Genomic DNA, 18,749 nt, shown 5'->3' with positions numbered 1-18,749 from the left:
AACTCTGGATCGGTGCCCGCTATGCGGGCCTGGCCCGTCTGGGCCGGCGCGGTGGGCGCCGGGATCGCTTCATTTCCTTCATCGCGGCCTCCTCCATGGCCGGGATCGCGCTTGGCGTCGCGGCGCTGATCGTGGTGCTATCCGTGATGAACGGGTTCCAGAAAGAGGTGCGCGACCGCATGCTGTCGGTGCTGCCTCATATCGAACTGTATATCCCGGGCGCCTTGCCCGACCGCGTTCTGGCGCAATGGCAGGAATTCGCCGACGCTGCCCGCAAGAATCCCGAGGTCAAGGGCGGCGCGCCGTTTGTCGCCGCCGGGGCCATGCTGGTGCGCGGGCAGGCGCTGCGCGGCGTGCAGGTGCGCGGTATCGACCCCACCCTCGAGGGCGAGGTGTCCGATCTACCCAAGCAGATGGTCAGCGGCAAACTCGCCGACCTCAAGCCAGGCAGTTTCGGGGCGGTGCTGGGCAGCGATCTGGCAGACAGCATGGGCGTGAAGGTCGGCGACACGCTGTTGATGCTGGCGCCGCAAGGCTCCATCAGCCCGGCGGGCTTTGCGCCCCGCATGCGGCAGTTCACGGTGGCGGGTATCTTTACCTCAGGCCACTATGAGTATGACTCTTCCCTGGTGTTTGTCGACGACGATGACGCGGCCAAGGTCTTTCGCGACAGCGGCACGGCCGGCGTGCGATTGCGCGTGGCCGACATGCAGCGGGCGCCGGAAGTCGCCGCCGAACTCACGCGCGTGCTGCCGCCTTACGTGATGGCCAGCGACTGGTCGCGCAACAATCGCACCTGGTTTGCCGCCGTCCAGACCGAAAAGCGCATGATGTTCCTCATTCTGGCGCTCATCGTCGCGGTGGCCGCCTTCAATCTGCTGTCTTCGCTGGTGATGGCGGTCAAGGATAAACAATCCGATATCGCCATCCTGCGCACCTTGGGCGCCGGGCCGCGCGAAGTGGCGCGCATTTTCCTGGTCCAGGGCGCGCTGATCGGCGTGATCGGCACTTTGCTGGGTGTCGCGGGCGGCATCGTCATTGCCTATAACGTACACATCATCGTCCCCTTCATCGAGGGGCTGTTCGGGGTGCACTTTCTGCCGCGCGAGATTTACTTCATCAGCGCCTTGCCCTCCGATCCGCAGGCTGGCGACATCATCACCATCGGAGTGACCTCCCTGGTACTGTCTCTGCTGGCCACGCTTTACCCGAGCTGGCGCGCCTCGCGCCTGCAACCGGCCCAGGTGTTGCGCCATGACTGATACGCTCCAGCCGGCGCTGCGCGCCGAACATCTGTCCAAGGTCTATGACGAGGGTCCGGCCCGGATCCAGGTGCTTGACGACGTCTCTCTGGTCGTGCCGCGCGGCGAGATGGTCGCCATCGTCGGCGCCTCGGGGTCGGGCAAGAGTACCTTGCTGCATATTCTGGGGCTGCTCGATGTGCCCAGCAGCGGCTCGCTCATCGTGGATGGCACGTCGGCCGATGGCCTGTCCGAGGCCCGTAAAAGCGCCTTGCGTAACCGCAGCCTGGGCTTTGTCTACCAGTTTCACCACCTGTTGCCGGAGTTCACGGCGCTGGACAATGTCGCCATGCCGTTGATCGTGCGCAGAGCCGATCGTGAACAGGCGCGTGCTCAGGCGCGCGAGGTCTTGGCCCAGGTGGGTCTGGCCGCCCGTGAAGGCCATTATCCAGGCCAGTTGTCCGGCGGCGAACGACAGCGGGTCGCCCTGGCGCGAGCGCTGGTCACCCGGCCGGCCTGCGTGCTGGCCGACGAGCCCACCGGCAACCTGGATCGCCACACCGCGCACAACATGTTCGAGTTGCTCACCCGGGTCAACCGCGAGTCGGGCACGGCCTTTGCGATCGTGACCCACGATCCCGAGCTGGCTGCCCGGGCCGACCGGCAACTGCACATGGAAAACGGACGCTTGCTGCCGGGTTGATCCGGGGCAGCCTGCCTGCCATGCTGATCGATACCCATTGCCACCTCGATGCCGCCGAATTCGACGCCGACCGTCAGGCCGTGGCGGATCGGGCGCATGCCGCCGGGGTTGGCGCCATTGTGATTCCAGCCGTCGAGCGCGCGAATTTTTCCATCGTGCGCGACCTGGCCCATCGCATCGCAGGCGGCAGCTACGCCCTGGGCATCCACCCGCTTTACGTGGCGCGGGCAGGCCAGGAGGACCTGGCGGCCCTGCGCCAGGTGGTCGAGGCGGCATTGCCCGATCCGCGTTTCGTTGCCATCGGCGAAATCGGCCTGGATTTTTTCGTCCCTGACATTTCCAGCGGCGAAGCGCGCGCACGCCAGGAATATTTCTATGCGGCCCAACTGGCGCTGGCCGCCGAGTTCGGCCTGCCGGTGCTGCTGCATGTGCGACGGTCGCAGGATATTTTGCTGAAGTATTTGCGCCGCCAGCGCGGGCAGCGCGGCGGCATCGCGCACGCGTTCAATGGCAGTGCGCAACAGGCCCAGGCCTTCATCGATCTGGGCTTTGCCTTGGGTGTGGGTGGCGCCATGACGTTCGCTCGTGCGCTGCAGATCCGGCGTCATGCCGCCGCCTTCGATCTCGCGCATCTGGTACTGGAAACCGACGCGCCGGATATTCCGCCCGCGTGGCTGCATGAGCCAGACCGGCGCAACACGCCCGGGCAGTTGCCGCGCATCGCGGCCGAGTTGGCCGCCTTGCGGGCTTGCCCGCTCGATGAGGTGGCTCGCCAGACGACGCTGACGGCGCGTCGGGTCCTGCCGCGTCTGGCCTTCTTGGCGTGAGACCGCCGGCGCGCGTGACCCGTTCAGGGTCAGCGCGCACCGGCGCACCCCGCTACATGCGGTAGCGCAGCGTCAGCATGGCATTGCGGCCATCGCCATAGACGCTGAAGAAGGTGCTGGGCGGACGGATGTAATAGGTGCGGTCGAAGATATTGTTCAACTGCAGCGCGACATCTACGTTGGCATTGATGCGGTAGCCCACCTGTGCATTGAAGATCGCATATCCGCCTTGCGTGACGCCACGATAGGTGGAGCTCTGGGTCAGCATGCCGCCGCCGACGGTGACGTCGCGCAAAGCACCCTCGGTGATGCGGTAGTTGGTCCAGAGCTTGAACAGATGCTTGGGATCGGTGCCGTCGGTCAGGTCGGGGCTGTCGTTGTCATACTTGACGTTGAGGTAGGTATAGCCCGCGAACACGTTCCAGTTGGGCGTGGGCTGCCCCGCGACTTCGAACTCGACGCCCTGGTTGCGCGCCTTGCCGCCCGGGATGCTGCCGATGGGATGGTTGGGATCTTCGACCGCCCGGTTGTTGTCATTGATGCGGAAGAGCGCCACGGTCGTGGTCAGGCGGTTATCGAAAAAGCTGTTCTTCACGCCCACTTCATACTGTTCGCCCGTGCGCGGGGGCAGCATGGCACCGGTATAGGTCGTGCTGGTCTGTGCGCTCATGAAACGCGAGAAGCTGGCATAGGCAGTGGTGGCCGGCGTCACGTCCCAGACCAGGCCCGCCGAGGGCAGGAAGCGGTGGTTGACCTTGGCCACGGTCTCCCAATCCGCCGCGGTCGGCAGGATGGATTTTGAGCGTTCGTCCAGGAAGGCTTCGCGCGCGCCGAGCACCAGGGTCAGCGGATCGGCCAGCCGCAGGCGCGCCTGCGTGTACAGGCTGTACTGCTGCAGCCGGTCTTTGTTGCCGCTGGTGAAGGGGACCGACACCTCGGGCACGGCGTTGGGGTCATAAAGGCTGAAGGTGCCGCCCGGGTAGGGGCCATACACGGACTCGAAGCCGTACTTCTGCGTGGAGTGCATCTGCGAGTAGTTCACCCCGACCGTCAGCGTATGGGTGCGGCCGAAGGCTTGCAGCGGGCCAGAGACATGGCTGTCAAAGCCGAACCATTCCGTCTCCGACGATTGGCGCTGGTCGCCAAACTCGCTCAGGCCCTCTGCCGTCGCGCCCGGGCCGGAATAGGCGTACTTCGCGCTCAGGCTGCCGTTGCGGTAGAAGGTCGTGGTATCCCAGTTCCAGCCATTGTCGAAGCGGTGAACCAGATTGGCGTTGGCCTCTTTCATCGCAACATGGGAGTGGTTCCAGTCGGGGCTGTAGTTGTCCGAAGGCGAACCTGACAAGCCGCCGATCAGGGCGGTGCGGCTGGCATTGAGCACGCCCGGCGCGCCATAGTCCATGCCGCTGATCGACGTGACCTGATAGCCGGCCGACAGCGACAGCGTGGTCTGCGGCGAGATGTCGTAGTCCAGCGCTCCGTAGAGCATGCCATTCTTGTTGCGGGTGTCGTCGGTCGATTGCAGCGAATTGTTGCCTGCCATCACGACCCGGCCGCGCAGCGTGCCTTCCTGGTTGAGCGGTCCCGTCACGTCGAACACCTGGCGCACGCTGCCGAAGGTGCCGACCTGGGTCTCGCCCGACATATGGAATTCATCCATGGGGCGCTTGCGCACCAGGTTGACGGTGCCGCCGGGCTGGCCGATCGCGTCGTCGGTCACGCCGGCCGGGCCGCGCATGACTTCGACGCGGTCATACATGGCCATATCGAACTGCTGTTGATACTGCAGGCCGTTCATGATGGACACGCCGTCGAACTCGATGCCCATCTGATTGCCGCGCGCACGGAAGTACGCCGTGCCGTCGCCGTAATCGATCGATTCGACGCCGGTCACGTAGCGCAGGCCTTGCTGGATGGTGGTGACGTTCTGGTCGTCCATGCGCTGGCGCGTCAAGACCGAAACCGAAGCGGGGATTTCGCGCAGCGCGACCGGGATCTTGCCGACGGTGGCGCTGGTCGCGGCATATGAGCCGCTGCCTTCGGTGTTGGCGTCGCTGGCGGTGATGCCGGTCACTTTGACGGCCGGCAGAATGGTGCTGGGCAAGGCACGCAGCAGATAGCCGCCGTTGTCTTGCCGCACGGCTTCGAGGTTGCTGCCGGCCAGCAGTGCGGACAAGGCCGCGCCCGGGGTATAGCTGCCATTGATGCCGGCCGTGGTCTTGCCCCGGGTTTGATCTTCGGTAAAGGACAACAGGATGTTGGCCGAACTGGCCAGCGTGCGCAGCGCCGGCGCCAACGGCCCGGCCGGGATGCTGAAGCGGACAGCCTGGGCTTGCGCGACGCCGGTTTGCGCGTGCGCAGCCGGCAGGGCGCCGGCCAGTGCCAGGCCCAGCGCGACGGCCAGGGCGGCAGGGCGCAGACGCATGGCACGGGCGCTGGCGGCAAGGCGAGCGGGATGGTGGTGGTGGCGATAGGCGCCGGGTCTTGCGACGGTCCGCATGAAGTCCCCAAGAAAGTAGGTAACGTGAAGTTCTCTTGGGTATGAACCGCGAGACGGGCAATCGGGCAGCCCGCGCAGGGTTTTTTTTCGACTATTTTGTAACAGCGATCAAGATTGAGGCTGAACCACCACCCAATAACGGGTGCGCTGCGAGATCTTCACCGGCAGAAACTTGGGCAGCATGTCCAGAATGTTGTCGGTGTCCTGCAAGGGGAAGACGCCCGACAGGCGCAGATGGGCCACCGACGGATCACAGCGCAGCAGCCCGGGACGATAGCGAGACAGCTCGGCCAGAAAATCGGCCAGCGGCAAATCTTCGGCAATGATCTGGCCCTGAGTCCAGGCCAGTTCCCGGTCGGTCACGGCGGCCGGGGCGTCGACGCCGTGGCGCGTAAAGAACGCGCTTTCTCCGGCATCGAGCCGGCGCGCATTCGCGCTGAGCGGCGTAATCTCCACCGCGCTTTCCAGCACGGCGACCGCACTGCGATCGTCCTCTTGCCGCACCATGAAACGGGTGCCGAGCGCGCGAATGCGCCCCTGGGCGGTTTGAACGATGAACGGCCGGGGGTCTGGCCGGCCGTTGATCAGTGCGTGTCCGGTGCGGATCATGGCCTGGCCGGCGACCAGCCTGACCCAGCGCACGTCGCTGTCAAAGCGCACGTCGATGGCGCTGGCGGTGTTCAGCAGGATGGTCGTGCCGTCGTCCAGTGCAATGGCGCGCTGTTGCCCGGTGTCGCTGCGGTAGTCGGCCGTCATGGTCTGCCAGGTCTGGCTGCGGCTGGCCAAGAGCGCCGAACCGCCGAGGACGCCGCCCCACAGCAACAGACGCAGCGCCTTGCGGCGTGAGCGCGCCGAGGCACCGTGATAGGGAGAGAGGGTTTGGTAGGCCGCACTGGACTGCATGAGCGGCAGGCGACGGCCCGTCACCGCCTCGACATGCTGCCAGGCACGCTCGTGCTCGGGATTGGCGGCACGCCATTGTTGCCAGCGTTGCCGTTCTTCGGGCGTTGCCTCGCCTGACATCAATATCGTCAGCCACTCCGCCGCGGCGTCAGCCGTGGCCTCGCTGATGGGTTGGCCACCGGCCATGGGCGGCCGTGCTGGATGCACCAATATCGGTTGACGCGGCATATTCAGGCGCTCAGCGCAAACAGGCACTGCCGGTTGGCGCGGATCAGATATTGCTTGACCGAGCTGCTGGACACGCCCAGCCGGGCGGCGATGTCGGCGTAGCTGAGGTCTTCCAGGTGGGCGAGCAAAAACGCCTCTTTGGCTTTGGGCGGCAGGCCGTCGAGCACGCTGTCGAGCTCTTGCAGTGCCTCGAGGGCCAGCAAACGCGCTTCCGGCGAGGGGGCCATCTCCTGTGGCAGTGCGGCCAGAATTTCCAGATAGCTGGTTTCCAGCACCTGCCGGCGGTGCCGATGCGCCACCAGGCGGCGGGCCACCGTCACCAGAAACGCGCGCGGTTCGCGAATACTCTCCAGGGAGCCGGCCGTGATGACATTGACGAAGGTGTCTTGCGTCAGATCGGCCGCGTCAAAACTATTGCCCAGTTTTTTTCGTAACCAGCGAAAGAGCCAGCCGTGATGATCGCTATATAGCGTGTGCAGGTCGTGCTGCGCGGGTAGCTCGGCGGTCGGCATGGGGCAACCGCGGCATGGCGGCTCAGAGGCACTGCTTATTGAATGGGAATGTTTATCATTTATAACCGAAACTAAACAAACTGTGCAACGTCGCGCGCAGCCGGGCCAAAGGGCTCAGGTATGATGCGCCCACTGTTCGACCCTCTGGTTCCGCTCGCATGCCGCTCATTGAATTCACGCTCGCCGAAGGCGCTCCCTATATAGAAATCAACCAGTTGCTCAAGGCGACCGGCGTGGCCGACAGCGGCGGTGCGGGCAAGGCGCTGGTGGCCGATGGCCAGGTCAGCGTGGGCGGCGTCTTGGAAACGCGCAAGACAGCCAAGATCCGCAGCGGCCAGATTGTCACGTGCGGCGATGCCCGCATCGTGGTGCGGGCCGCGCCCAGCGGCGAAGACCCTCTTTGAGCCGGTTCGCCATGAAATTCAAAATGTCGCAGGATTCCATCTTCGCCGTGCTGCTGCGCTCGCCGTGGTGGATGAGCGCGGGCGTGGCCCTGGTGTTGTGCGTCGGCGGTTTTGCCGTGCTACCCAAAGATCTGGCTGCCATGGGGGTTTTCGTGGCGGTGCCTTTTGCGGCCATTTCTGTCATTTCGGCCGTGCGGCGCTGGAACAAGCCTTCGGAGGCGCGCGTGCTGGCCGTGGCCGAGGCGGTGGCGGCAATGTCCTGGGCGGAGTTCGCCAATACGGCCCAGGCCGGATTCGAGCGCGATGGCTGTCAGGTCGAGCGCCTGCAAACGCCGGGCGCCGATTTTTCCTTGCGCAAGAAAGACAAAGAAGCCGTGGTCAGCGCGCGCCGCTGGAAGGCCGCCAGCATTGGCGTCGAGCCCTTGCGCGAACTGCAGTCGCTGCGCGAAAAACGCGGCGCGGGCGAGGCTATTTTCATCACGCTGGGTGAGGTTTCCGATAAAGCCTGGCACTACGCCAAATTGCAGAATATCTCGCTGATGACCGCGCCAGAACTGGCCAAGCTGCTGCATGGCCAGACGTTCTAGCGCGGCCTGACCGCCTCAGAACTGCGTTTGCGCCGAGAAGGCGATCGTGCGGGGGTTGCCGAGGTAGTAACTGTTGAGCCAATAGTTGCGGTCGGCGACGTTATTGACGGCCAGGCGCAGCGTGACCGGGTGCCCGTTGACCTTGGTGGTATAGCGCAGCCCGAGGTCGAAGGTGGTGTAGGAAGGCAGGCGGCTGCTGTTGGTGTCGGTGGCCCACTGCTTGCCGATATGGTAGATGCCGCCCGTCAGGCTTAGCCCGGGAGCGAAGGGCAGGGCGTACTCCGAATAAAGCTTGAGGACGACCTTGGGTACGTTGATAGGGGCGTTGCCGTCGTTCTCGCCGCCTTGCACGCGTGCCTGCAACCAGGTGGCACCCCCCATGATCGTCCAGGCTTCGGTGGCCTTGCCGACGGCCGAGACCTCCGCGCCGCGATGCCGCTGGATACCATCCTGGACATAGACGTCGGCGTTGTTGATGTACTCGTACGCCTTTTCGATATCGAAGAGCGCGCCGCTGACCAGCACCCCGCCCAACTCGGCCTTGATGCCCAGTTCTTTTTGTTTGCTGCGCATCGGAGCGAGCACTTGCGTGCGGTTCATCGCTTCGTCAGGCGCTACGCCGCCTTGCTCCAAGCCTTCGATATAGGTGGCATACGTCGTCAGCCAGGGCGCGGGCAGATAAATCAGCGAGGCGTTGGGCGAGGTGCGGCCTCGGTCGTAGTCAGGCTGCGTCGGTTCGCCGCTCTGATTGCGGTCGATGTATTTGATCGTGCTGCGGTTCACGCCCAGCAGCACGGACCACTGTTCGTTCAGGCGCACCATGTCGCCGATCATGAAGTTGTCGTTGCGGATGCGGCTGGAGAAGTACTGCCGGGCATCGGCATCGGAGGGCCAGTCCGGTTCGGGAACATGCGTCGGCGAACTCAGGCTGTAAGGACCGACATAACCGGTGTGGGGGAAGTAGGTCGTCTGCCATTGCCTGTCGGTGTAGCCGTAGTAGCCCATGGTCACCTTGTGACCCACCGCGCCGGTATCGAAGGAGACATCGGCCAACGCCTGCCAGGCTTCGGACTCGGTGCGCGTCGGCCCCACTTTCTGGCGCAGTTGCTTGTAGACGTCGCCTGCCTGAACCAGGTTCATGGTGTGATACTGGACCGGGCGGTCCTGGTACTCGCGCAGATGCGCTACGCGCACGGTCAGATGGTCATTGGCCTCGTAGGTCATGCGGGCCATCCATTTACGGCTTTCGGTTTCGTCGCGTATCCACGGCTGGCTCCAGTCCTTGCTGGTGTCCATCGCGGCGGGCCGCTTGACGCCATCGGACACAAACCAGTAAGCCGTCGGCGAGCGCATCTTGTAATCACTGTAGGAGGCGCCCAGTTCGAATTTCAGGCGATCGGTGACCTTGAGATCCAGCGCCAGCGTTGCCAGCGTACGGTCGATTTTTTGATCATCCACCGATGTGTCGCCATCCTGCCGCACCAGATTCAGGCGATAACCCAACACACCATTGTCATCGACCGGGCCGCCGAAATCCCCATGCACATAGTATTGGCTGCCGCCATAGTTACCGACGGTGATGCTGTTGAAGCGCTCTTGCGTGGGGCGCTTGTAGACATAGTTGACCATGCCGCCCGGCGAGGCCGCGCCAAAGAGAAAGCCCGACAGGCCGCTGAGCACTTCGACCCGTTCCTTGTCTTCGATCGACGCGGCGAAACCATAGGAGCGGCGCAGGCCTTCTTCGGCGCGGTCGTAGCTGTTAAAGCCGCGGATCTTGACCATCGGCGCCCAGCCGCTGATCTGGGGTGTTTGCGTCAGCGTGGAGGGATTGATGCGGAAGACATCGTCCGGCGACTGGGCTTGTACGTTTTCCAGCAGCTCGCGCGGGATAACGCTGATCGAATAGGGCGCGCTGCGGACATCCATGCCCCCCAGGGCGCCGACCGACGACACACTGCTGACGCGATATCCGTCGCTGGCCAGGCCCTCCTGAGCCAGAGAGGGGCGGCCTTGGACCAGGATGTCTGGCAAGGTCACCGCCTCGGGAGCCAGGCGCAAGGTGTAGGCGTTGCCACGGCGCTGGGCCTGCAAGCCGGTACCGTTGAGCACGGCGTTCAGTCCGTCCGCCACGCTCAGCCGGCCCCGTGCCCCCGGGCTCTGGCGGCCTTCGGTGAGGACCGCGTCAGCCGAGACCTGGATGCCGGCCTGCAGGGCAAATTCGGTCAGGACGCGGCTAAGTGGGCCCGCCGGGATGTTGTAGTCGCGTTCAGGGGCAGTGTCGGCGGCGGGCGTTTGCGCGCGGGTGGTCGCGGGCGCGGCCGCCGACAGGCAGATCAGCGTCGCAGCGGCAGCGGCCGGCAAACTCAGGGCAGGGCGGGGGCGGGAGGGCTTGCGCATGGTGGGTCCGGATGAGAGAGGAGAATGTGCTTTCACCCGGTATGCCAATCGAGGGCCCAAAAAGGGGAACTCGCCCATGGCGATGGGGAACGCCGGCCGACGCGAGGCGTCAGCGGGGCTCGAGCACGGTCCACCAGGGCAACGGTTTACGCACGCGCAGCGGCAGTGTCGCCTGCAGGGTTTCGAGCACCTGATCGGTGTCGGCGATCGCATAGGTACCCACCAGACGCAGATCCGCGATGGCGGGGTCGCACCCCAGATAGCCGTGGCGGTAGCGTGACAGCTCGGCCACGAAATCCTGCAAACGCAGGTTGTGCGCCACGATCAGCCCTTCGGCCCAGGCGCGGCGGCTCATGTCGGCGGCTTCGATGGGGCCCGGTCCTTGGGGGCCGATCCGCGTCTGCTGGCCTGCCTGCACGATACCCATGGGCGGGCCGCCAAGCCGGGGTTCTATTTGCACGGCGCCGTCGAATACGGCCAGCACGGTGCTGCCGTCTTGCTGATAAACGCTGTATCGGGTGCCCAGGGCGCGCAGTCGCGCTTGGGCGGTATCCACCACAAAAGGCCGCGGCGGCGCTTGCGTATCGGCGGCCGTGGCGATCAGGATTTCGCCGGCCAGCAGCCTGATGCGGCGCAGCGTCGGCGTGTAATCGACGTCGATGGCACTGTCGGTGTTCAGCCAGATTTGCGCGCCATCGGCCATGCGCAGGTCGCGCCGCTCGGCCAGACCTGTGTGATGTTTGGCGGTCCAGCGGCCCCAGGGCAAGGCCAGCGAGCTGGCGCCCAGCCCCGCTCCGCATAGCCAGGCCAATGTTTTGAGGGTGTGCCGCCGCCGGGTCCGCGCGCGTGCGGCGGCGTCCAGCATCCGGTGCGCCAGCGGCTTATCCCCGCCCGGTACGGTATTGAACTTGCCGCTGATGGCCTCGACCTGGCGCCAGGCCAGTTGGTGGGTGGGATCGGCCTCGTGCCAGAGCCGCCAGCGGCGGTGCTGTTCGGCATCGGCGGGGGAGGCGCCGAGCTCGGCAAACCATTGCGCCGCCTCTTGCAGCACCTCGAAGCTGGGACGAGCTGCGCTCACGATGCCGCTTGGCCGGCAGTCAGGCAGTGCAGCATCGCCTGAGCCATGTACTTCTTGACCATGCGTTCGGAGACCGCGAGCTGGGTGGCGATCTCGGCGTACGTGTGGCCTTCCAGGTGGGCGAGCAGAAACGCCGTACGCGCCTTGGGGTTGAGCTGGTTGAGCAGCGCGTCCAGTTCGCAGAGCGCTTCCAGCAGCAATGCCCCTTCTTCGGGCGACGGGGCCAGGGCTTCGTCGACCGTGGCCAGCGTCTCGCAATAAGCGCGCTCGAGGTCCAGGCGCCGCCAGTGGTTGACAACGAGCCCGTGGGCGACCGTGGTCAGGTAGGCGCGGGGCTCGCGGATCGGCTCCAGTTGGCGCAGCAGCCGCACAAACGTGTCGTGCGCGAGATCCGCGGCATCGAAGGCATTGCCCAGACGGCGGCGCAGCCAGGCTTGCAGCCAGCCATGGTGCTCACTGTAGAGCGCTGCGACATCGGGCGGCAGCGAGGCGGAAGAGGGGGACGCCATGGAAGGCCGGGTCAGGAGGGAATGAGAATGGCTATCAATTATGGTGCAGCCCCGGCGGTTTTGGCAATTGGCGCTTTCTTCCGTCCTACGGGTGGCCGGCAGGCCGCCCGCAATGGGATGACCACATCCCTGACAGGTGCCGGGGCTTAGGCGGCGCAGCGATCGTCGTGCCGGGCGCGGCTGCCGTGCGGCCGAGGCGGGAGCGCGAGGCGATCTAGAGACACATCCCACACGCGCGTCGGGCTCAGGCGGCTTATCACGTCCGAGGTAATCGATAAAGTGCGTTGCATAGCCAGAAGCGGCCCGAGGCGCGGCGGGCATGCGCCGCCCGGGCCGCTCGTTTCAAGCCTTGTTCAACCGCCGCCAGCGCCTTCCTAGCCGTCGCAGGGCGGGCGCGAGCAGAGCGCCATGCGCCGTTTGTCGAAGGAAGCCCCATGAGTAAGCATATCTATCGCCTGGTACGGTCTCTGGCCCCAGGCGCGGGGACACGGCGGCAGGTGCGGGGCCACAACGATAGGCAGGCGCGCCGTGCGTGCCGCCGCGGTAAACGCCGCGCCCGCCAGTCCGTGGCGGCGACAGTAGGGGGCAGTTTGCTGATGCAGTCCTTGCTGCCCTTATCGGTGCTCGCGCGTGGCGCGCCGGTTCTGGCGCCCGCAGACGACGCCGCCGCACAGCCTGAACCCCCCGCGTGGGCGGAAACCCTGGCCGCGCAATGGCGCGATCTGGCCGCTCAGCAGCGCGAAGGCCAGACCAGCGGCCTGAATGGCCGCTATCTCAGGCTCCAGGCGCAGGGCGAACTCAACCGGGCGCTGCAGGACGCGGTCGCCAAGGCGCGCGGCTCGGGTCTGCCCTGGCTGCGCCATCTGGATGGGGCGCTGCAGCTTGATCTGGCAACGGGGCGCCGCTCCGTGGCGTTCAACACCATTGAGGAGCTCCAGCGTTCGGGCAAGGAGTCTCTCCTGGCACAGCTCGGGGCGCACAGTCAGAATGACCGGCCTACCGCCAATGCGGGCGCCGTCTACCGGCGCCAACTGGACGGGGGCTGGTTGCTTGGCGTCAATGGGTTCCTGGACCACGAGTTCGGCAAGCGGCATTGGCGCGCGTCGGTAGGGTGGGAAGCGATCGCGCCGGCATTTACCTTGCATGGCAACGTCTATGCGCCGCTGTCCGGTTGGCGCGGCAGCCGGCATGAGGATAGGCTGCAGGAGAGGCCGGCATCGGGTGTGGATTTCGGCATGCGCTACCGCCCTGCAGCAGTGCCAGGGCTGAGCTTGAGTGCGGCTTACTTCCGCTGGAACGGCGCCAGCGTCGATTTTTACGACAACGGGCAGCCGCAGCACCGCGCCAGCGGTTTCAGGTATGGCCTCGAGTACCGGCCCATTCCCTTGCTGAGTCTGGGGCTGGAGCAGACGAAGGTGCTGGGCGGCGAGCGGCAAATCCGCGTGCAGATCGGGCTGTCGATCTCGTGGGACGAGCCGTTGGCCAAACAGCTGCGCCGCTTGCCGGCAGACGCGGCGCCTTTTTCGGCGGAAAACCCGCGCATGGCGCTCGTGTCGCGCGAAAGCCGCATCGTGCTCAAGACGCGGCGCAAGGAGATCATTCTTGCGCTGTCGCTGACCCAATTGTCCACCCATGTCATCAACGGCCGTGTCACCGTGGCCGGGCTGACTCAGCCGTACGCCACGGTCGAGATACGCATGCCGGATGGCAGCGCAGGCTCAGCCTCGGCGGATGCGGCTGGCCGCTATCGCTACACCAGTGATACGGATCAGCCCTCGGGTCAGTTGGTGCTGCGGGCCCGTAATGCCGACGGCGATCAGAGCCAGGAACTCACCGTGCCGTACGTCGACCAGGTAGTGCTGGGCAAGCTGCAGGTCGCGCTCCTGACGATGTCGCCCCAGCCGGCAGACCGCGCCCTGGCCTTATCTGGCAAAACCGAGCCCAGTGTGGATGTGGTGGTGCACTTTCCCAATGGCGAGTCCGTTTCGGCCAAGTCCGACGGCAAGGGTTTATTCAAGGCCCGCTCGCGCCGCGCGGTCGGACAGGGGCAGGTGCTGGTGCGAGCCATCGACCCGCAGACCAGGGAGGAGGCGCGCACGGGCGCACAGTACCAGCCGCCGCCGGCGGTGGCGCCCACGATCGATGCCGTGCTGACTGACGAGGATACTGGCCGGGTCACGGTGCTCGGGCAGGCCGAGCCAGGCAGCGACGTTGAATTGACTTTTCCGGACGGCAGCCGCGAACGGGCGGCCGTGGGCGCGGAAGGCCGCTATCGCCTGACCTCGGCCGGCGACGTGCCGTCCGGCCCCTTGCGGGCGCTGCGCGTGCCGCGCCCGGGGGAAGAGGAGGCGGCCACGGTCCGGCCTTACGTGGATGTGCGCGACAAAACCCCGCCTGCCGCACCGGTCATTGTCAGGGTGGTGACGGCTGCCGACACCGGACGCGTCACTGTCGTGGGGCAGGCAGAGCCGGATGCCGAAGCCGAGCTGATCTTTCCGGATGGCTCGCGCCGGCGTTTGAAGGTGGGTGAGGACGGCACGTTTGAGGCCCAGTCAGATGGTGACGTGCCGGCGGGCAGCATAGTCGCCGGCGCGACGGACGCCGCCGGCAATCCGGGGCCTAAAGTGACCCTGGATTATCACGACAGCATCGACAGGACGGCGCCGGATGCGCCGGTCATCGAGACGGTGGAGGCAGAGGCCCATGCGGGGCGCGTGACAGTGGCGGGTCAGGCCGAGCCCGGGGCGCAGGTGGAGGTGGTGTTTCCGGATGGCAGCGTCCGGCGCGTGCAGGCCGATCAGCAGGGCAGGTTTCGTGTCACGTCTGACAAGGATCAGGAGTCTGGCTCGATTCTGGCCGCGGCTACCGATGCGGCAGGCAACCGCAGCCCGGTCATTCGTCATGACTATGCCGACGCGATCGACCGGACGGCCCCGCAGGCGCCCACGATCGAGGGACTGCACACGCAAGCCGAGACCGGCCGCGTCACGGTCGAAGGGATGGCCGAACCGCAAGCCATGGTGACGTTGCGTTTTCCCGATGGCGAAGTGCTGCGGGTGCCTGCCGGCGTGGATGGCCGTTACCGCGCTACCTCGAGCGGAGATATTGCGTCGGGCGAGGTGGTGGCCCAGGCCAGCGATGCCGCGGGCAATGTCAGCCCCCGCGTCGCGCGGGACTATCAGGACACGGTCGATAAGACGGCGCCCGCCGCGCCCTCCATTCTGGCCGCCGTGGCCGACGACACGACGGGCCGGCTCACCGTGCGCGGCGAGGCGGAGCCGCAAGCCTGGGTCGAGGTCCGGTTCCCGGATCATAGCGTGGAACGCGTGCAAGCCGACGCGCAGGGTCAGTACCGCGCCACGTCGTTGCGGGATGTCGAGTCCGGCCCGGTTTACGCGACGGCCACGGATGCGGCGGGTAATCGCGGGCCGCAGACTCGCCACGATTATCGCGATACGGTGGACAGGACGGCGCCGGACGCGCCCAGCATCGATGCCGCTGCGGCCGATCCGGGCACCGGGCAGGTCACCGTCACCGGCCGTGCGGAACCCGGCGCGGCGGTCACCGTGCACTGGCCCGATGGATCCAGCACGACGAGCACCGCGGCGGGCGACGGGCAGTACACGGCCACCTCGGCTGCGGACATCGCGTCAGGGAACATCACCGCCTATGTCACCGACGCGGCGGGCAATCAAAGTGCCCGGACACGATATGTCTATCGAGACCAGGTGGATGCCACGCCGCCGGATGCGCCAGAAGTCGTCTCGGTGGCGGCCGACCCGGCCACGGGCAAAGTCACGGTCACCGGCACCGCCGAGCCAGGCGCGAGGGTGACGCTGCGCTTTCCCGATGGGTCGAGCAAGGTGATCACGGCCGACGCCGGCGGCGGATTCACGGCCACCTCCGAGCGGGATGTGGAGTCGGGCACGATCACGGTTCAGGCGACGGACCGCGCGGGCAATGTCGGCCGCCCGACGCATCATGCCTATCAGGATCAGGTGGATGTGACGGCTCCGCCGGCGCCTCACATCAGCAAGGTGAGCACGGACTCCCATACCGGCTATGTGACGGTGACAGGCCAGGCCGAGCCGCGCGCGGTGCTGCGGGTCCAATGGCCGGACGGAAGCACGACATCGACCGTGGCAGCCGCCGACGGAAGCTATATGGCGAGTTCCTCGCGCGACATGATGTCCGGCAGGATCGTGGTGCAGGCCAGCGATGCGGCCGGCAACGCCAGCCCTCCGGCGCAGCAGGCCTATGTCGACGAGGTCGACGCCACGCCGCCCGCTGCACCCACCATCGTCTCGGCGACGGCCGATGCGCAGAGCGGCAGGGTCACGGTCACCGGCCGCGCCGAGCCCGCCTCGACGGTGACGGTGCGCTTTCCGGATGGCACCAGCGTAACGGTCCAGTCAGACGCCCAGGGCGCCTACAGCGCCGTCTCTCGGCAGGATATCGGCTCGGGCGCGATCACGGCCCGGGCCGCGGATGCCGCGGGCAATACCAGCGGCACCACCACTTATGACTATCACGACAAGGTGGATGTGACGCCGCCGGCCGCGCCGGTCATCTCGGGCGTCAACACGGATACCCAAACGGGGCGGGTGACGGTTTCAGGCCAGGCCGAGCCTGGTGCCTCGGTCACGGTGGTGTTCAGTGATGGGAGCCAGCAGCGTGTCCAGGCGGGGGCGGACGGCCGCTTCGAGGCGCAGTCCGCCCAGGATGTGCCCTCCGGCAACATCGTGATTCGTGCGACCGATGCCGCAGGCAATCAGGGCGCGGCGGCCACCCGCCAGTACAACGATGAGATAGATAAAACGCCGCCTGGGGTACCGTCCATGAATGCCCCGGAAACCGATAGCAGCAACGGGCGGGTCACCGTGCGAGGCAAGACCGAACCGTTGGCTTGGGTCGATGTGACCTTCCCCGGCGGAAGCAAGAAAACGGCGCGTGCCGACAAGAACGGCAACTACGCCGTCAGCTCGGATCAGGATATCGCCTCGGGCGAGATACGCGCACTGGCCAGGGACGAGGCCGGCAACACCAGCGCGCCCGCGACACGCCAGTATCAAGACAGTCGGACCGGGGCCAAGCTGCCGTCCAGCGCCGTGCTGTTTGAGCTATCCAGCCAGCACTACTTGTCTATTAGCAAATCCGGCAACTCGGGCGGCAGACTCTGGATGCTCTACCTGGATCTCAAATATAAGGATAAGGCCAAGGTGAGCGTACACCCGACCAACATTTCGGGGGGCTATGACCTCGTGGTCGCGAACTACGTCCAACGCAATATCGAAACCGAATTGCGCTATGACAGGAGTAAGCGGCGCAATGTATTTGCCATCGGCTTTCGGGATCGGCTCAGCGACAAAAAATCGGTCAGCATCGTGCCGCGCGGTCGCTACAACAACCTTGTCGAGCTGCGCGTCACGATCCCCGGCGAGGGCGTCTATCGCTTGATGCTCAATGTGCAGGTCTATGACTGAAGTCATATTCGCGGGCCTGCGGGCGCACGGGGCTCTGCTGCTTTTCCCCTGCTAGGCCGGGCGTTTTCCACTCGCCTCATCGGGCTTGCCAGGGCGTGATGGCTGGCCTTGGGCGGGCTGTCTTTGACGTTCAGATCTTTCCTACAAATCCGTAGGAATCGGGCGGCTTATCTGGTCTGAGCTTATCGCTAAAGTACTTGCCAACAGCGGATGACGGTACGCCAGAACAGCGCTCAACGCGCGCCTGTGCCGCCATCCCGCAACGCCCTTTTTTATGGTTCATTGAGCATTACCGGGGAAGGCGGCGCGGATTTTGAGGAAGAAGTATTCCTGGTCTCGGTACCCGTAGGCGCGCCGCTTAATGGCCTTGATGGTGTTGTTGATGCCCTCAACGATGCTGGTGTTTAGTCGATGTCGGCATCTGGCCAGGATGCCATGCAGATAGCCTTTCAGACGCTGAGCGAAGGTGTTCAAGGGGGCTATACCGCTTTGCTCGGCCTGCTCGCACCAGTGGTGCCAGGCTTGTTTTGCCCAGGCAGGTCTTCGGTAGAACCAGAGCCGCTTGAGTTCGTCCCTCAGAACATAGACCGTCAGCAGCGGCTGGTTGGCTTGCAGCAATTCGTCGAGCCGGACGGCCTGCTGCCGGTCTAGCTTGTCGCGGTTGCGCAATAGCAGCCAGCGGCTCGATTTGATGACCCGACGCGCGGGACGGTCCTGGCGCAGTTGGTTGGCCTGATCCACGCGCACCCGATCAATGACCTCTCGTCCGTACTTGGCCACGACATGGAACAAGTCATAGACGATCTCCGCCTGTGGGCAGTGGGCCTGGATTTCCAACTCGTAGGCCGTAGTCATGTCGATGGCAACGGCCTTGATGCGTTGGGCCACCCCACGCGGCAATTGCTCGAAGAACGCCCGAGCCGTCTCGCGTGAGCGTCCTGGGCCGATCCACAGCACCTGCCTGCTGATCGGATCGACGACTACTGTCGCGTACCGATGCCCTTTATGCAGGGCGAACTCGTCCATCGCTAAATACTCGATCCTGGACCAATCCGGCTCGCGCATTGACGCTCGGAGCCGGGCCTTGTCCAGCGCCTTGACGGAGTGCCAACCCAGTTCGAAGAACCTTGCCACCGCCTGCACGTTGCTTGATTGCAGCAATTGGCTGCAGGCCGCCGCAAGCCGATCCGTCACCCGTTGGTAGCGACCCAGCCAAGAAAGCCGCTCCAAGCGCGGGCCACCGCATCGCTCACACAACAGGCGCCGGCGTGGCACGTGAAGAACAACCCGGTACTCAAATAGCGGCAGATCTCGCACCCGTCGCACCGTGGTCTCATGGACCTGGCGACATCGTGCGCCGCACTGCTCGCACAGCAT

General features: G+C 65.5%; 13 protein-coding genes. 6 read left to right on the top strand and 7 right to left on the bottom strand.

All coding sequences use genetic code 11. The features are described 5' to 3' along the window. Positions 1–29 precede the first annotated feature (29 nt). From CAL22_RS12205 to CAL22_RS12195, 3 genes are read left to right on the top strand one after another with little or no spacing between them, the layout of a single operon-like run. The gene (locus CAL22_RS12205; RefSeq protein WP_244193958.1) at positions 30–1,262 is read left to right on the top strand and encodes a lipoprotein-releasing ABC transporter permease subunit; all 1,233 of its coding nucleotides are present in this window, start codon (positions 30–32) and stop codon (positions 1,260–1,262) included. Then, positions 1,255–1,944 (top strand): ABC transporter ATP-binding protein, encoded by a 690-nt coding sequence (locus tag CAL22_RS12200; RefSeq protein WP_094813682.1) that lies wholly within the window; start codon positions 1,255–1,257, stop codon positions 1,942–1,944. The genes CAL22_RS12205 and CAL22_RS12200 overlap by 8 nt, the downstream gene beginning before the upstream one ends. Before the next feature lie 20 nt (positions 1,945–1,964). Continuing rightward, on the top strand, positions 1,965–2,771 hold the full coding sequence (locus tag CAL22_RS12195) for a TatD family hydrolase (RefSeq protein ID WP_094816547.1): 807 nt from the start codon (positions 1,965–1,967) through the stop codon (positions 2,769–2,771). A 52-nt stretch (positions 2,772–2,823) separates the two neighbouring features. On the opposite strand, the gene CAL22_RS12190 is transcribed toward CAL22_RS12195, so the two are convergent. The 3 genes from CAL22_RS12190 to CAL22_RS12180 form a co-directional block, all read right to left on the bottom strand. Then, positions 2,824–5,271 (bottom strand): TonB-dependent siderophore receptor, encoded by a 2,448-nt coding sequence (locus CAL22_RS12190; protein WP_244193866.1) that lies wholly within the window; start codon positions 5,269–5,271, stop codon positions 2,824–2,826. 108 nt (positions 5,272–5,379) lie between these two features. Then, positions 5,380–6,402, bottom strand: a complete 1,023-nt coding sequence (locus tag CAL22_RS12185; protein WP_244193865.1) for a FecR domain-containing protein — start codon at positions 6,400–6,402, stop codon at positions 5,380–5,382. A 2-nt stretch (positions 6,403–6,404) separates the two neighbouring features. Beyond that, positions 6,405–6,914, bottom strand: a complete 510-nt coding sequence (locus CAL22_RS12180) for a sigma-70 family RNA polymerase sigma factor (RefSeq protein ID WP_094813680.1) — start codon at positions 6,912–6,914, stop codon at positions 6,405–6,407. A gap of 158 nt (positions 6,915–7,072) precedes the next feature. On the opposite strand from CAL22_RS12180, the gene CAL22_RS12175 reads away from it, so the two are divergent. Both CAL22_RS12175 and CAL22_RS12170 read left to right on the top strand, forming a co-directional pair. Beyond that, on the top strand, positions 7,073–7,318 hold the full coding sequence (locus tag CAL22_RS12175) for an RNA-binding S4 domain-containing protein (RefSeq protein WP_094813678.1): 246 nt from the start codon (positions 7,073–7,075) through the stop codon (positions 7,316–7,318). A gap of 11 nt (positions 7,319–7,329) precedes the next feature. Continuing rightward, entirely contained in the window at positions 7,330–7,905 is a 576-nt protein-coding gene (locus CAL22_RS12170; protein WP_094813676.1) for a restriction endonuclease, read from the top strand. A gap of 15 nt (positions 7,906–7,920) precedes the next feature. Here CAL22_RS12170 and CAL22_RS12165 read toward each other — a convergent pair whose 3' ends face one another. From CAL22_RS12165 to CAL22_RS12155, 3 genes are all read right to left on the bottom strand, one after another. Further along, positions 7,921–10,302 (bottom strand): TonB-dependent receptor, encoded by a 2,382-nt coding sequence (locus tag CAL22_RS12165; RefSeq protein ID WP_094813674.1) that lies wholly within the window; start codon positions 10,300–10,302, stop codon positions 7,921–7,923. A gap of 109 nt (positions 10,303–10,411) precedes the next feature. Continuing rightward, positions 10,412–11,380 carry a FecR domain-containing protein gene (locus CAL22_RS12160; RefSeq protein ID WP_244193864.1) on the bottom strand — a complete coding sequence of 323 codons (969 nt, stop codon included), beginning with the start codon at positions 11,378–11,380 and terminating at the stop codon, positions 10,412–10,414. Continuing rightward, positions 11,377–11,889, bottom strand: a complete 513-nt coding sequence (locus tag CAL22_RS12155) for a sigma-70 family RNA polymerase sigma factor (RefSeq protein WP_094813672.1) — start codon at positions 11,887–11,889, stop codon at positions 11,377–11,379. Before CAL22_RS12155 ends, CAL22_RS12160 begins: the two co-directional genes overlap by 4 nt. A gap of 434 nt (positions 11,890–12,323) precedes the next feature. Here CAL22_RS12155 and CAL22_RS12150 point away from each other — a divergent pair, with 434 nt between their 5' ends. After that, complete coding sequence (locus CAL22_RS12150) at positions 12,324–17,372, top strand: Ig-like domain-containing protein (protein WP_094813670.1); 5,049 nt, start codon at positions 12,324–12,326, stop codon at positions 17,370–17,372. A 279-nt stretch (positions 17,373–17,651) separates the two neighbouring features. On the opposite strand, the gene CAL22_RS12145 is transcribed toward CAL22_RS12150, so the two are convergent. Continuing rightward, the coding region (locus CAL22_RS12145) for an ISL3 family transposase (protein ID WP_094813668.1) at positions 17,652–18,749 on the bottom strand (1,098 nt) is incomplete at its 5' end.

Source organism: Bordetella genomosp. 12 (assembly GCF_002261355.1).
Taxonomy (GTDB): domain Bacteria; phylum Pseudomonadota; class Gammaproteobacteria; order Burkholderiales; family Burkholderiaceae_B; genus Bordetella.
This window is presented reverse-complemented; position numbering and strand designations above follow the sequence as displayed.